Genomic DNA, 14,193 nt, shown 5'->3' with positions numbered 1-14,193 from the left:
GGAGCCCAAATTTATGCGCAAATTGATCGTCGGCAATTGGAAAATGAACGGGACGTTGGCGCAGTTGGATGAAATCGGCCAGATACAGGCGGGCGCGGCGGCATATGACAATGTCGACAGCGCCTTGTGCCTGCCCGCAACATTAATCCATGCCGCAAAGCAGCGTTTTGCCGATTTTCAATTTGGCGGTCAGGATTGCCACCATGCGCCAAAGGGCGCGCATACCGGCTGCATATCGGCGGAGATGTTAACAGATGCCGGTAGCGCGATGGTCATTTTAGGGCATAGCGAACGGCGCAGCGACCAAGGCGAAAGCGACGCCGATGTTCGCGCCAAAGCGTCAGCCGCCTGTGCCGCTGGCCTACATGTCATCCTATGCGTGGGTGAGACAGAGGCGCAGCGTGATGCCGGGCAAACGGAAACGGTCATATTGGCGCAGCTGATGGGATCGGTGCCGGATGATATTGCCGCAGAACATATTGATATAGCTTATGAGCCCATATGGGCGATTGGCACGGGCCGCGTTCCGGCCATAGAGGAAATAGCATCTGTTCATGCCGCCATCCGAACGCATTTGACGGAGCGATTCGGGCAGGCTGGCAGGGCGGTGCGCATCTTATATGGCGGATCGATGAATGGCGATAATGCTGCGGCGATATTGGCGGTGCCCAACGTGGGCGGCGGTTTAATTGGCGGAGCGAGCCTGACTGCTGAAAAATTCCTGCCTATCATAAAGGCTGCATCGGAAAGCTGAGCGGTAAGTGCGCCTGCGAATCTTTCGCGCCCGTGCTGGCTGATTGCCATTGAAGATCGCGAAGTAAGTCGCTATGTGCGCTGCAACTGGCGTTTAGCGCTCTATTTAATTCGGAATTTTTCATGGGTCTTTTTCACTTTCTTATCGTCCTGCAGGGCATCATCGCAGCGGCATTGGTGGGCGTCATTTTGATGCAACGCAGCGAAGGCGGCGGCCTTGGCACGGGCGGTAGTCCGTCCGGCCTCATGTCGGCACGCGGTGCAGCGGATTTTATGACGCGCACAACAACCGCACTGGCAACCCTATTTGTCCTATTGTCTATCTCGCTTGCTTTCGTGGCTGCGCGTCAGTCAGGCGGCACGATCGACGATAGTTTTAAGCGGAATGAGGCACCTGCCGCTGCTCAGCAAGCGGTTCCTGCCGATGGCGAAGCAGCTCCAGCCGGAACAGCTCCAGCCGAAGGAGAGGCCGCCCCCGCCGCACCGGCAAGCGACACGGTTCCGCTCGATCAGTAAATAGTCGGCAGCAATTTGCGGGCATAACGATTATCCAAGCGGGGCTTTCGGGCCCCGTTTTTTGTTGCGCATCTGCATTTTGCCACTTTTGCACAAATTTATTTGATCAAAATAGATTCGAGCGCTTGCCAACACAGTATAATGGCTCTTAAGCCTTTTCTCCCATGGCACGGTTCATTTTTATCACCGGTGGCGTGGTTTCCTCGCTTGGCAAAGGTCTTATGGCGGCGTCTTTGGCGTCGTTGTTGCAGGCGCGTGGATTCCGCGTACGTATCCGCAAATTCGATCCCTATTTGAACGTGGATCCCGGCACTATGTCGCCGTATCAACATGGCGAAGTTTATGTGACCGACGACGGGGCGGAAACCGATCTTGATCTTGGCCATTATGAACGCTTTACCGGCGTTTCGGCTAAGCAATCGGACAATATAACCTCTGGCCGTATCTATCAGACGATCATCCAAAAGGAGCGCCGCGGTGATTATCTGGGCGCAACGGTTCAGGTCATTCCGCATGTGACCGACGCGATTAAGGAATTTGCGCTTGCCGATACCGATGATCTTGATTTCGTCCTGTGCGAAATTGGCGGAACGGTGGGTGATATTGAGTCACTGCCTTTCATTGAGGCGATCCGACAATTGCGCAATGATTTGGGCCGGGATCAAACATTGTCGGTTCACGTCACTCTGGTGCCGTATATTGCGGCAGCGGGTGAGTTAAAGACAAAGCCGACACAGCATAGCGTCCGGGAATTGACCTCGCTGGGGATACAGCCCGATGTGCTGCTATGCCGGTGTGAACATCCCTTGCCCGATGGCGAACGCGCCAAAATTGCGGCTTTTTGTAATGTCCGCAAGGAAGCGGTGATCCCCGCGCTGGATGCCGAATCAATCTATGCAGTCCCACTGCAATATCACGGCGAGGGGCTGGATGATGAAGTCCTGCGCGCTTTTGGCATTACTGATGCGCCCGATCCTGAATTGTCGCGTTGGTATGATATTGTTGACCGGTATAACAATCCCGAGGGCGAAGTGACGATCGGTGTGGTCGGCAAATATGTTGGCTTGCAAGATGCGTATAAGTCGCTGCATGAAGCGTTGGTTCATGGCGGCATGGCGAACCGGGTGAAGGTCAATGTCAAATGGCTCGATGCCGAGCTATTTGAAAATGAACAAGAGCTCGCCGCCAATTTGGAACCGATGCACGCCATATTGGTGCCGGGTGGTTTTGGCGAACGGGGCAGCGAAGGTAAAATTGCGTCTGTCAAATTTGCGCGCGAACATCGCGTGCCCTTTTTCGGAATTTGTCTGGGTATGCAGATGGCATGCATCGAAGGCGCGCGAAATACATCGGGCATAGCTGATGCTTCAACCACTGAATTTGGTGAGACGAAAGAACCTATTGTCGGGTTGATAACCGAATGGATGACCAAAGAAGGCGTTCAAGAACGCGAGGCTGGCGGCGATTTGGGCGGCACCATGCGGCTGGGCGCTTATGAGGCAAAGCTGGATGGCAATAGCCATGTGGGCAGCATTTACGGCGCAAGCCACATATCCGAACGTCACAGACATCGTTATGAAGTCAATTCAGGCTATATGGACGTGCTGCAAAAAGGTGGCCTGCATTTTTCCGGTATGTCGCCCGATGGACGCTTGCCCGAAATTGTGGAAAGACCAGACCATCCGTGGTTCATTGGCGTGCAGTTCCACCCAGAATTGAAATCACGGCCATTTGATCCGCATCCTTTATTCGCCAGCTTTATAAAAGCTGCGTTGGACCAAAGCCGTCTGGTGTAACCTGCGCACGCATTATTTGCACCCATGCGGCTGCAATATTATTGACATATTATATGTTTAGCTTGCCAAACAGGATCGAGTTGTTGGCAATTCACTATTTTTGTTATATGAAACTGGGTGAAGGGTAAATTACCCCAGCAAATCGCTTTTCATGAAGCTATCAGCCCACTTGCGACCCGGGCTGATAATTCATGAAGGGGGACGCGAGTCCCGGGGGCGGCAAGCACCCACTTGCCGCCCCCAAATATCCAACCGTAAATGGTTTGTTTTACGCAGCCTGATCAGATGTATCGCCTGATTTTGCTTTCTTGGCCGCTTTATGCTCGATTACCTCGGCGCTTTTCTGCTCGCCAATCAATATCTTGCGCGGTTTTAAGGCGTCAGGGATTTCCCGCAGCAAGCTGATCTTCAGCAAACCATCTTCGATATCGGCGCCTGTGACATGGACATAATCGGCCAATTGGAAGCGCCGTTCAAAATTTCGGCTGGCGATGCCCATATGCAGATATTCGCGATTGTCGTTGCTATCAGGCTGCTTGCTGCCCGCAACGACCAGCATATTTTGCTGTGCCGTAATATCGATCTCATGCGGTTTGAAGCCGGCAACGGCGACGGTGATTTCATAGTCATTTTCACCAGTGCGCTCGATATTAAACGGCGGATAATTTTCATTTTGGGATGTTCGCCCTGCATTTTCCAGCAATTCGAACAAATGGTCGAAGCCGACAGTGGTGCGGCGATATGGTGTAAAGTCTAAACGCATTTCAAATTCTCCTTTTGAGCAATCTGTAATTTGGATGAGGCCCGGATGCCCAGCGCCTCAACGGAAAAATAGGAATCGCATTCGGAGATTTCAAGACCAGTAAATAACAAAGGCCGCCCGAAATAATCGGACGGCCTTTTCAAGCTTTCGCTTGTATAATGGCGCTTTCGCAAATTTTTATGCGATAAGCAGCCATCCCCCTGAACCATTGGCCGCGTGTTGGACCTTGATTGCCATTTCTTAATCGGCTCGTTGCGCGCGGATGGCAATTTATTCTGTCATATGACTGACGCATTTCTGCGTGGCTGTTGCGGGGTTGCAACAATATAAGCGGCTTGCCAGCCACGGGCCACGCACTTAAGGAGAGCCTTGGTAACCATATCACAGGCTTCATCCTATCTATGTTCCTATCCCGTTATGAAATGATGGTCGCTCGGCGCTATCTGGCGCCCGGCAAAGGCGAGGGGTTTATCTTTCTTGTCGCGAGTATCAGCCTCGTCGCGGTCGCATTGGGCGTTGCGGCGCTGATCATCGTGATGAGTGTGATGAACGGCTTTCGCGCGGAGTTATTCGACAAGATTGTCGGCTTAAACGGTCATGCGGTGATGCAGGGATATGGCGGGCGGATATCCGATTGGCGGGACATATTGGCGGAAACCCGCAAAACGCCCGGGATCGTCAGCGCAACGCCGCTGATCGAACAGCCGTTATTATCGACCAGCAACGGCCGCGTAGAGGCGGTCATGGTGCGCGGGATGCTGGTCCCCGATATATTGAAAAACGAAACGCTGGCCGGCAAAACGATTGCAGGAAGCCTCGAAAATTTGAAGGCGGGCAGCGACAAGATCGCCATTGGTTCGCGTTTGGCGCTGAATTTGGGGGCGCAGCTGGGTCAGCGGATCACGATCATCAATCCGCAGGGACGGCCCACTCCTTTTGGCACCGTGCCGCGCGAAATCAGTTATGAGGTCGCGGCGATTTTTGAAGTGGGGGTTTATGATTATGATAAGGCGTTCATCGTCATGCCGCTCCAAAATGCGCAGACTTTGATGCTGATGGAGGATGATGTCGGTATCATTGAGATGAAAACCAGCGATCCTGAAAATGTCGATGCAATCATCGAACCTTTGCTACCCAAAATGGGCAGCCGGGCGCAGCTGGTGACATGGCGGCAGATGAATGCGTCTTTGTTTGAAACACTGGCGGTGGAGCGGGTGGCGATGTTCATCATTCTGTCGATCATCGTGTTGGTGGCGGTGTTTAATATCTTATCGTCGCTCATCATGCTGGTGCGGGCAAAGACGAGGGATATAGCGATATTACGAACCATGGGGGCAACGCGCCGGTCGCTGCTGCGGATATTTATGACGGTGGGCGTTCTGATCGGTCTATCGGGCATCGTGCTGGGTATGATATTGGGTTTTATCTTCCTCTATTTCCGGCAAGGCGTCGTCAATTTCGTGCAATTGGTGACGGGGCAGAATTTATGGGATCCATCGATCCGCTTCTTGACCGAATTGCCGTCTCGCACCGATCCGGTTGAGGTTGCAGCGATTATTATCCTGGCGTTGCTATTCAGCTTTCTTGCGACGTTATATCCCGCCTTCAAGGCGGCGAGTACCGATCCTGTGCAGGTGCTGCGTTATGAATAATGGTTCAAATATTATCGCTAGCTTGGTGGACGTGCGGCGCAGTTTTACGCAAGGCGACGTCACCATCGACGTGCTGCGCGGTGTCAATTTGCAAATCCGAGCGGGCGAACTGGTTGCATTGCTGGGGCCATCGGGAACGGGTAAATCGACGCTGCTACAGGCGCTCGGCTTGCTGGAGGGCGGCTTTACTGGTTCGATCAAGATTGACGGCGTCGAAACCCGCGATCTCAACCCCGATGAACATACCGAAATCCGGCGGGAAAAGCTGGGCTTTGTATATCAATTCCACCATTTGCTGCCCGATTTCAACGCCCTCGAAAATGTGACTTTGCCGCAATTGATTGCCGGCGCAGCTCCAGAGGAAGCGGTGGAGCGCGGGACCGCGCTATTATCCGCACTCGGCTTGTCAGAGCGGCTGGAACACCGGCCGTCAAAATTGTCGGGCGGGGAGCAGCAGCGGGTGGCGGTGGCACGGGCGCTGGCAAATAAACCAAGGCTCGTCCTCGCCGATGAACCCACCGGCAATCTGGACGAGCATACAGCCGATATAGTATTATCGGAATTCATGGGGCTGGTGCGTGAACAAGGGACAGCAGCGGTTGTTGCGACTCATAATGAACGGTTGGCGCGGAAAATGGACCGCATTGTGCGGTTGCATGACGGCATATTAACCGAAGGCTGAAAAGCGAAAGGAAATCCCAATGTCGGTTTTTGATTTTACTGCGAAATTACCAGGTGACGGGCAATTACCGCTGGCGGAACATAAAGGCAAAGTGCTGTTGATCGTCAATACCGCGTCCAAATGCGGTTTCACCCCGCAATATAAGGGGCTGGAGTCGCTTTATGGGAAATATCACGACCAAGGGTTTGAAATATTGGCCTTCCCCTGCAACCAATTTGGCGCGCAGGAACCGGGCGATGCGGAGGAGATTAAAAATTTCTGCTCGCTCAATTATGATGTCAGCTTTCCATTGATGGCAAAGGTAGACGTCAATGGCGCGGATGCCGATCCTTTGTGGGATTATTTGAAACAGCAGCAATCCGGCCTGATGGGGTCACGCGGGATTAAGTGGAATTTCACCAAATTTCTGGTCGACCGGTCGGGCAAAGTCGTTGCCCGTCACGGGCCGCAGGTCAAACCCGAAGCGTTGGAAAAAGACATAGAGCGGTTGTTGAAGGCATAATTAGGCGGAGGGGCGACCATGGGGCATTTGAGCATTTTTGGCAGATTTGTTTTCACCATCGCTCTATCTGTCACCGCAAGCGGCCTAATGGCCAAGGACCGCGAGAGCAAACCTATCATTGATCCCGAAAATCAGCCGCTGCTGGATATGTTGCCGGACGCCGGACCCGCCATAAAAGCGGCGCGGAAGGATGCGATCAAGCTATGCAAGAAAGATGATATGGATGCCTGCGAGCGGGCGGGATATTATTATCGCGGCGGCGTTGGCGGCGTGGCTGACCCGCAAAAAGCGTATGCTGTTTGGAAAAAGGCTTGCGACGCGACAAAGCCGAAATCCTGCCTCGAATATGGCCGTATGGCTTCTGCGGGTTTGGGCGGGGCGCAGGATTATCCCGCCGCCTTTGCCGCATTTGATTTTGCCTGCAAGGCGGAGTTGCAAAAGGCCTGCACCAATACCGGCGTGCATTATCAATTTGGCCGGGGCGTGGAGAAAAATGTCGAATTGGCGCGGCTTATTTTCACCAGAAGCTGCGCAAAGGAAGAAGTGGTTGGCTGCCACAACCGCGCGGTGATATTGTTGCAGCTTGGCGGTCCGATGAATGATGAGCTGGCTCGTTTAGAACTTAAAGAAAATTGTGACCGCAAATATCAGCCCAGTTGCGATCTTTCGGCGTCCTTACCGCCGCTCAACTGAAAAGATTTTCCCTTCGCGGGGCTTCTCCACAATTTTTGCGGGTCAGCGCGGTTGCAAAAGCCCACTTGATCCGTAAGCTTTCACCATGGCTTATGTCCCTTTCATACCTTTGCGTATCTTTTCGGCCTATACGATGCTGGAAGGAGCGATTGAGCCGAAAGCGATTCCCAAACACGCGAAAAAGCTTGGATTCCCGGCGATTGCGATATGCGACCGCAATGGGCTGTATGGCGCGATGCAATTTGAAGATGGGGCGCGCGGCGAGGGGATACAGCCGGTCATCGGTATGTTGCTGGGCATTGGCCGTCCGGGAAGCGGCGGGCAGGGCGGGTTTATTCGCGATTGGCTGCCTCTCTATGCGCAGAATGAGCGCGGCTATGACAATCTGTGCCGCCTCGCCTCCATGGCGCATCTCGACCGGCCAGAAGGTCAGGATGCCAATGTCAGTTTTGAACAGTTAACCGGTATGACCGATGGGCTGATCGCGCTGACTGGCGGCGGCGAGGGCGCGTTGGCCCGGATGTTGGCCGATGGCCAAAATGAGGCAGCGCAGGCCTATCTGGAGCGTTTACAATCTTTATTCCCCGGCCGCCTTTATATCGAATTATCCCGCCGTCAAAATGAGGTGGAGGAGGCCGCCGAAAATGCACTGATCGACATGGCTTATGCGCACGATATTCCGATCGTTGCCACCAATCCTGCCAATTTTGCCGAGCCCGATTTTTTTGAAGCGCATGATGCGATGCTGTGCATTGCCGACGGCGAATATGTCGAAAATACCGACCGCCGCAAATCATCGCGCGACGCCTGGATTAAAACTGGCAAACAAATGGCGGAGCTATTTTCCGACATTCCCGAAGCATTGGCCAATACAGTCGTTATCGCCAAAAGATGCGCCATCGGCACGCCTCGCCGCAAGCCAATATTGCCAAGTCTTGCCGGTGATTTGGAGGGTGAAAAACAGCAGCTGCGCGATGATGCCAAGGCCGGGTTGATCAAACGGTTGGAAGCTGCGGGGCAGCGGGACGAGAAGCTGCGGCAATTTTATTTTGAGCGGCTCGAATTTGAATGCAATGTCATTTGCGACATGGGCTTTCCGGGATATTTCCTGATCGTTGCGGATTTTATCAAATGGGCCAAGGGTCAGGATATTGCGGTTGGGCCGGGGCGCGGTTCTGGCGCGGGTTCGGTCGTGGCATGGGCGCTGACCATTACCGATTTGGATCCGATTGAGCTGGGGCTGCTGTTTGAACGGTTTTTGAACCCGGAACGTGTGTCCATGCCGGATTTCGATATTGATTTTTGCGAAACGCGGCGGGGCGAAGTCATCCGCTATGTGCAGCAAAAATACGGCAGCCGTCAGGTCGCACAGATTATCACCTTCGGAAAATTAAAAGCACGCGCGGTGCTACGCGATACCGGGCGGGTGCTGCAAATGAGTTATGGTCAGGTCGACCGGCTGTGCAAAATGGTGCCGAACCATCCGACCGATCCGTGGAATTTGGAACGGGCACTGGGCGGGGTCCCGGAATTACGCGAAGAATATCGCCGCGATGAGCAGGTGAAAAAGCTGTTCGATCTGGCGATGAAGTTAGAAGGCCTGCCCCGGCATAGCTCCACCCACGCCGCCGGTGTGGTGATTGGCGACCGTGATTTGTCGGAGCTTGCGCCGCTCTATCGCGATCCAAGGTCCGATATGCCCGTCACGCAATTTGACATGAAATATGTCGAAACGGCGGGCCTGGTGAAGTTTGACTTTTTGGGATTAAAAACGCTGTCCGTGCTGCAACGCGCGCGGCAGATGCTCGAAAAACGCGGCATTTTTGTCGATCTGGATAATCAACCAGTTGATGATCCTGCTGTCTATGACCTTTTGAAGCGCGGCGATACGGTTGGCGTGTTTCAGCTGGAATCCGAAGGTATGCGGCGCACGCTATCGGCGGTGAAGCCCACCAATTTTGGCGATATTATCGCGCTCGTATCGCTTTACCGTCCGGGGCCAATGGACAATATTCCGATGTTTGGCCGCCGCAAAAATGGCGAAGAGGATATTGAATTTCCGCATCCTTTGCTTGGGCCGGTGCTCAACGAAACCTACGGCATTTTTGTGTATCAGGAACAAGTGATGCAGGCCGCGCAAATATTGGCGGGCTATACGCTGGGCGGCGCGGACTTGCTGCGCCGCGCGATGGGTAAAAAAATTCAGGCGGAAATGGATGCGCAGCGCGAGATTTTCGTTACAGGCTGCAAAGAAACAAATAATATCGATGCAGCCAAGGCCAATGAGCTGTTCGATTTGATCGATAAATTTGCAGGCTACGGCTTTAACAAAAGCCACGCAGCGGCCTATGCCTTGCTTGCCTATCAAACCGCTTGGGTGAAGGCGCATCATCCCGAAGAATTTTTCGCCGCTTCCATGTGTTTCGATATGCACCAGACCGACAAGCTGGGCATATTTATTGACGATATGCGGCGGTTGAATGTCGCTTGCCTGCCGCCCGATATTAACGCCAGCGAAGCGGAATATTGTGTGCAAGAAGATACCAAGGGCGGGCTCGCGGTCCGCTATGCGCTTGCTGGCCTCAAAAATGTGGGCGAAAAAGCGATGGAGGCGCTGGTCAAGGAACGCGAGGCGGCGGGTAAATTTGCCAGCCTCGACGATTTTGCCAACCGGGTTGATCCCGCGCAGGTCAACAGGCGCAGTTTGGAAAACCTGGCCGCTGCCGGGGCTTTTGATTGTCTGGAACCCAACCGGGGCGCGGTGTCGGCGGCGGCGGAAATGATATTGGCGACGGCATCCTCGGCCAAATCCTCACGCGAAAGCGGGCAGGGCGGGCTGTTTGGCGGTGATGAGGGCGGCGATGCGGCGCAGCTGCGGCTGAACCCGGATGCTGCCTGGCCGATTGGGGAGACGATGAACCGGGAAAAAGACGCATTTGGTTTCTATTTTGCCGCTCATCCGGTCAGCCAATATCGGGCTATCGCCGAAAGCCACGGCGCGCGGACCCATGCCGAATTGATGACCAGCGGGCCGATTGCTGAGGGCGTGCGCAAACCGGCAACGATGGCCGCGTTGATCGAAGGGGTGCGCTGGCGCGAATCGCGGCGGGGCAAGCGCTTCGTCCTCATCGACCTGTCGGACAGCAGCGGGCAGTTTTCGGCCAGCTGTTTTGAAGAACCCGTGGCGGAATTGCTTGGCGAATGGGCAAAGTCATCCGAATGTCTGCTGCTCAATGTCGAAATGGACATGAAGCCGGGCGAGGAAACGCCTCGCTTGTCCATCCGCAGCGCAAAGCCTCTGAGCGGGCTCGTTGGTGCGTCGCGGTTGAAAATGGAACTGGACGTGGAAAAGGCAGAGGCGCTGCATGCGCTCTCGCACTTATTGGGCCCGCTGCAAGGCGGTAAAAGCGAGCTGGTGATCCGCACGCCAGCCGATGGCGGCCGCACCGCGCATATCGTACTTGGCCGAAAATTTCAGTTGGACGCCGACCTGAAGTCTCAAGTGGAAGCAATTGATGGCGTTGCAAATGTTCGGCTTGCGCCCTTGGCCTCAAGTCATCTAAGCTTGGTCCGGTAAAGAGAGACTTTAGCGAGGAGAAAGTGATGCTAGGCGGCATTCAGGCGGGCAAGTTGCTGGTAACCAATTTAATCGATCATGCGGCGCGCGAACATGGGCAACGGGACTTGGTGTCTTATTGGGCGGATGGTTCGCTCACTCGGTCCAATTGGGCGGAGATAGGCAGCGACGCCCGCAAATGCGCGCAGGCGCTGATCCGGCTTGGCATGAAAAAAGGCGACCGGATTGCGACCTTGGCGATGAACCATCTCCATCATTTGTCGAGCTGGTACGGAACGGCGGGCATGGGCGGGGTGCTGCATACCGTGAACCCGCGTTTGTTTGAGGAGCAGCTGGTCTATATCTTCAACCATGCCGAAGACCGCGTGCTGTTATTCGACAAAATGTTCACGCCCATCGTGGAAAAGATAAAGCCGCAGTTGAAAACCGTTGAGCATTACATTCAATTTGACGGTGAAAAGGGGGATTATCCGCTTTACCGCGACCTGATCGATGCGGAGGATGGCGCGTTTGAATGGGCCGATTTGGAAGAAACCGACCCGGTCGGGCTCTGCTATACCAGCGGCACGACCGGCAATCCCAAGGGCGTGCTGTATGAACACCGGTCCAATGTGCTGCACGCGATTACCGAGGTTCAGCCCGATGTGATGGACCTCGCCACGCGCTCCGTCATGCTGCCCGTTGTGCCGATGTTCCATGCCAATGCGTGGGGCATTCCCTTTGCCGCAGCAGCGGTGGGCGCAAAGCTGGTTTTCTCTGCAAGCAACGAAGCGCCGGTTTTGTGGAAGCTGATCCGCGAGGAAAAAGTGACGCATAGCGCGGGCGTGCCCACGGTATGGCTCGGCATGTTTGCCGATCTAGACGCCAATGGCGGCGATTATGGCGCGCTGAAAATGGTGATTATCGGCGGGTCGGCTTGCCCGCGCGCGATGATCGAACGGTTGATGAAAGCGGGCATTCGCGTTGGCCATGCCTGGGGTATGACCGAAACATCGCCGATTGGCACCACCGGCGCTTACCCCGCCAATTGGGATGATTTGAGCTTTGATGCGCAGGTCGACGTCATCTGTATGCAAGGCCGCCCGCCCTTTGGCGTGGAGCTGCGCGTGGTGGATGAGGATGGCAAGGAGTTGCCCCGCGACGGCGAATCAAGCGGACGGCTTCACATTCGGGGTCCGTGGATTGTGCAGCGTTATTTTCAAGCTGATGAAGATGCGGTTGGCGCGGATCATTGGTTTGACACGGGCGACGTTGCCGTTCTGCATCCCGACGGCACGATGCAGATTACCGACCGGGCAAAGGATGTTATTAAATCGGGCGGCGAATGGATTAGCTCCATTGAATTGGAAAATGCCGCCGTTGGTTGCCCCGGCATTGCCGAGGCCGCTGCCGTCGGCGTCTATCACCCCAAATGGGACGAAAGGCCGCTGCTGATCGCGGTGCGCAAACCGGGCAGCGATGTCAGCGCCGCCGATGTGCAGGATTATTTGTCGGATAAGATCGCCAAATGGTGGATGCCCGATGAAGTCGTCTTTGTGGACGAATTGCCGCATACCGCCACGGGCAAGATATTGAAACGGGCGCTGCGCGAAGAATATAAAGAGTATCAATTGGCCAGTATCGCATGACCGGCCCCTATTATATTGATCCCACCCGCGAGGCATTTGACGCCTTTAAGGCGTTGCCGCGCGATACCCCGATCCATATGCTGAACCTCATTCGCTATCACGAAAATGCCGTCTATCCCGAAGGGCATGAAAATCATGGCAAAGGATGGAGCGGCGCGCGCGCGTATCAGGAATATGGCAAAAGCAGCGGGCCGATATTCGCCCGCGTGGGCGGAAGCATAATCTGGCGCGGCACCATGGAGGCCATGTTGACGGGGCCCGATGATAAGGCGTGGGATTTGGCCTTCATTGCCGCCTATCCCGATAGCGGCGCTTTTTTTGAAATGGTGAAGGATCCCGACTATCAAAAAGCGGTGGTGAACCGGCAAGCCGCGGTTTTGGACAGCCGTCTGATCCGGTTTCAGCCGCTGGCGATTGAGGGCACAAAATTCGCTTAATTGCGCTGGGCCGAGTTGAGCGGGGTAGGGTAGTCCATCTCTGGCACTAGCCTCGTCACCCACGCGCAGGCGGGGGTCCATCACCAGCGACCTTAGGGATATCCGAAAAAGCTGAAGCCTCGTCACCCGCGCGCAGGCGGGGGTCCATCACCTGAAGTCGAATTTTAAGCCGGGCTCGTAGATTAAACAGTTGGATTAGGTGATGGACCCCCGCCTTCGCGGGGGTGACGGATCAAGGAGACCACCATGAAAACATCATCGCAGGTGATGGACCCCCGCCTGCGCGGGGGTGACGGAGTGTTCGTATTTCAGGTATTTATAGAGTTAATCTCAACTTGGCCTCTCCCGCCCGCTGACACATAGCGGACCGCATCCCTAAGGCGCTTATTCCTCTTCGGCATATTCGACATTGTAAATCCACCCACCCGGCGGTTCAAAATTACCCTGCCAATAAGGATCGCTGTCGCTAATGCGGACGAAAGCTTCATTCAAATCTGCGGTCGTTCCGCCATATTCGGCGCGGCGCTCTGCGCATTCCCGCAAAATTTCGGCTATCTCGGCTTCCGCCTGTGCATCCAATGTCACACCGCTAAATTGTTGTAGCTGCGCGGCGCTTGCCTCGGTTTTTTCTGATGTCACTGCCGCTGGGCCGCTGCTGCGCAGGGTCACGATGCTGGTTTCCGCGCTGGCTTTGGCGCTGGCACCATCCGCCGCATTGCTGCTGCCCGCGCTGCTTTTGAGATAATTGACCGTAACGCGCTTGCTGCCGCCTTCGCCATAATGGCGCAGCATGAATATCAGCAGCTGGTTGCTGAATTTACGGCGATACCCCACCAGCTTGCCTTTTTGCCATACCGGCTCAAGCTCACCTTCGACTGTGCGTTCAAAGGCCAAATCCTTCAAATAGGACATGGCGAGTTCCAATGCTTGATCCCATGCTCGGCGAAATTCGCCGCCATGCCGGTGGCGGCGCAGATAATAGGCACCGGGCGCAGACAGGTTAACCGACCGTGCCGCCCGCGTGACGCTGCCCGTTTCGGCAAGCGTCTGGATGAACGCCTTCTGCCGCGCGGGCGACCAGCCATTTTGTCGCTTTCCAGCGGGCACCGGAGTAAAATCGGTGATATTGTCAGGAAGATGAGGCGAAATTATTTTTGGAATATCATCGGTCATTTCGCTGAAATAACCAAATGG

At 54.9% G+C, this 14,193-nt stretch carries 12 protein-coding genes; 10 read left to right on the top strand and 2 right to left on the bottom strand.

The features are described from left to right. Nucleotides 1-13: 13 nt before the first annotated feature. The 3 genes from tpiA (at nt 14) to ACFOWX_RS07050 (ending at nt 3,065) form a co-directional block, all read left to right on the top strand. Nucleotides 14-754 carry a triose-phosphate isomerase gene (tpiA, locus tag ACFOWX_RS07060; protein ID WP_381422642.1) on the top strand — a complete coding sequence of 247 codons (741 nt, stop codon included), beginning with the start codon at nt 14-16 and terminating at the stop codon, nt 752-754. 122 nt (nt 755-876) lie between these two features. Then, a complete protein-coding gene (secG, locus tag ACFOWX_RS07055) occupies nt 877-1,269 on the top strand; it encodes a preprotein translocase subunit SecG (RefSeq protein ID WP_381422640.1) in 393 nt (130 codons plus the stop codon). A 164-nt stretch (nt 1,270-1,433) separates the two neighbouring features. Then, entirely contained in the window at nt 1,434-3,065 is a 1,632-nt protein-coding gene (locus ACFOWX_RS07050) for a CTP synthase (protein ID WP_381422638.1), read from the top strand. Nucleotides 3,066-3,333: 268 nt separating this feature from the next. Here ACFOWX_RS07050 and ACFOWX_RS07045 read toward each other — a convergent pair whose 3' ends face one another. Then, complete coding sequence (locus tag ACFOWX_RS07045; protein ID WP_381422636.1) at nt 3,334-3,828, bottom strand: Hsp20 family protein; 495 nt, start codon at nt 3,826-3,828, stop codon at nt 3,334-3,336. Between the two features lie 401 nt (nt 3,829-4,229). Between ACFOWX_RS07045 and ACFOWX_RS07040 the strand changes: the two genes are divergently transcribed. From ACFOWX_RS07040 to ACFOWX_RS07010, 7 genes are all read left to right on the top strand, one after another. Next, nucleotides 4,230-5,480 carry a lipoprotein-releasing ABC transporter permease subunit gene (locus ACFOWX_RS07040; protein WP_381422634.1) on the top strand — a complete coding sequence of 417 codons (1,251 nt, stop codon included), beginning with the start codon at nt 4,230-4,232 and terminating at the stop codon, nt 5,478-5,480. Then, the gene (locus ACFOWX_RS07035; protein WP_381422632.1) at nt 5,473-6,162 is read left to right on the top strand and encodes an ABC transporter ATP-binding protein; all 690 of its coding nucleotides are present in this window, start codon (nt 5,473-5,475) and stop codon (nt 6,160-6,162) included. The genes ACFOWX_RS07040 and ACFOWX_RS07035 overlap by 8 nt, the downstream gene beginning before the upstream one ends. Nucleotides 6,163-6,181: 19 nt before the next feature. Then, nucleotides 6,182-6,664, top strand: a complete 483-nt coding sequence (locus ACFOWX_RS07030; RefSeq protein WP_381422630.1) for a glutathione peroxidase — start codon at nt 6,182-6,184, stop codon at nt 6,662-6,664. A gap of 18 nt (nt 6,665-6,682) precedes the next feature. Further along, a complete protein-coding gene (locus tag ACFOWX_RS07025; protein ID WP_381422628.1) occupies nt 6,683-7,357 on the top strand; it encodes a tetratricopeptide repeat protein in 675 nt (224 codons plus the stop codon). A gap of 85 nt (nt 7,358-7,442) precedes the next feature. After that, nucleotides 7,443-10,934, top strand: a complete 3,492-nt coding sequence (dnaE, locus tag ACFOWX_RS07020) for a DNA polymerase III subunit alpha (RefSeq protein WP_381422626.1) — start codon at nt 7,443-7,445, stop codon at nt 10,932-10,934. Between the two features lie 26 nt (nt 10,935-10,960). Next, the gene (locus ACFOWX_RS07015) at nt 10,961-12,562 is read left to right on the top strand and encodes a long-chain fatty acid--CoA ligase (RefSeq protein WP_381422625.1); all 1,602 of its coding nucleotides are present in this window, start codon (nt 10,961-10,963) and stop codon (nt 12,560-12,562) included. Further along, a complete protein-coding gene (locus ACFOWX_RS07010; protein WP_381422623.1) occupies nt 12,559-12,999 on the top strand; it encodes a DUF1330 domain-containing protein in 441 nt (146 codons plus the stop codon). Before ACFOWX_RS07015 ends, ACFOWX_RS07010 begins: the two co-directional genes overlap by 4 nt. Before the next feature lie 384 nt (nt 13,000-13,383). Here the strand turns inward: ACFOWX_RS07010 and ACFOWX_RS07005 are convergent, their stop codons facing one another. After that, nucleotides 13,384-14,172, bottom strand: coding sequence for a hypothetical protein (locus ACFOWX_RS07005; protein WP_381422621.1), 789 nt, complete (start codon nt 14,170-14,172; stop codon nt 13,384-13,386). Nucleotides 14,173-14,193: the final 21 nt, after the last annotated feature.

Origin of the sequence: Sphingorhabdus arenilitoris, from assembly GCF_042651485.1 — a bacterium.
Taxonomy (GTDB): Bacteria; Pseudomonadota; Alphaproteobacteria; order Sphingomonadales; family Sphingomonadaceae; genus Sphingorhabdus_B; species Sphingorhabdus_B arenilitoris.
The sequence above is the reverse complement of the archived record's forward strand: the minus strand, read 5'-3'. Positions and strand labels throughout refer to the sequence as shown.

Excerpts from the sequence above, each read along its gene's own strand:
- ACFOWX_RS07015 (WP_381422625.1), top strand. The coding sequence starts at position 10,961 with ATGCTAGGCGGCATTCAGGCGGGCAAGTTGCTGGTAACCAATTTAATC.
- secG (WP_381422640.1), top strand. The coding sequence starts at position 877 with ATGGGTCTTTTTCACTTTCTTATCGTCCTGCAGGGCATCATCGCAGCG.
- tpiA (WP_381422642.1), top strand. The coding sequence starts at position 14 with ATGCGCAAATTGATCGTCGGCAATTGGAAAATGAACGGGACGTTGGCG.
- ACFOWX_RS07045 (WP_381422636.1), bottom strand. The coding sequence starts at position 3,828 with ATGCGTTTAGACTTTACACCATATCGCCGCACCACTGTCGGCTTCGAC.
- dnaE (WP_381422626.1), top strand. The coding sequence starts at position 7,443 with ATGGCTTATGTCCCTTTCATACCTTTGCGTATCTTTTCGGCCTATACG.
- ACFOWX_RS07030 (WP_381422630.1), top strand. The coding sequence starts at position 6,182 with ATGTCGGTTTTTGATTTTACTGCGAAATTACCAGGTGACGGGCAATTA.
- ACFOWX_RS07010 (WP_381422623.1), top strand. The coding sequence starts at position 12,559 with ATGACCGGCCCCTATTATATTGATCCCACCCGCGAGGCATTTGACGCC.
- ACFOWX_RS07025 (WP_381422628.1), top strand. The coding sequence starts at position 6,683 with ATGGGGCATTTGAGCATTTTTGGCAGATTTGTTTTCACCATCGCTCTA.
- ACFOWX_RS07040 (WP_381422634.1), top strand. The coding sequence starts at position 4,230 with ATGTTCCTATCCCGTTATGAAATGATGGTCGCTCGGCGCTATCTGGCG.
- ACFOWX_RS07035 (WP_381422632.1), top strand. The coding sequence starts at position 5,473 with ATGAATAATGGTTCAAATATTATCGCTAGCTTGGTGGACGTGCGGCGC.
- ACFOWX_RS07050 (WP_381422638.1), top strand. The coding sequence starts at position 1,434 with ATGGCACGGTTCATTTTTATCACCGGTGGCGTGGTTTCCTCGCTTGGC.
- ACFOWX_RS07005 (WP_381422621.1), bottom strand. The coding sequence starts at position 14,172 with ATGACCGATGATATTCCAAAAATAATTTCGCCTCATCTTCCTGACAAT.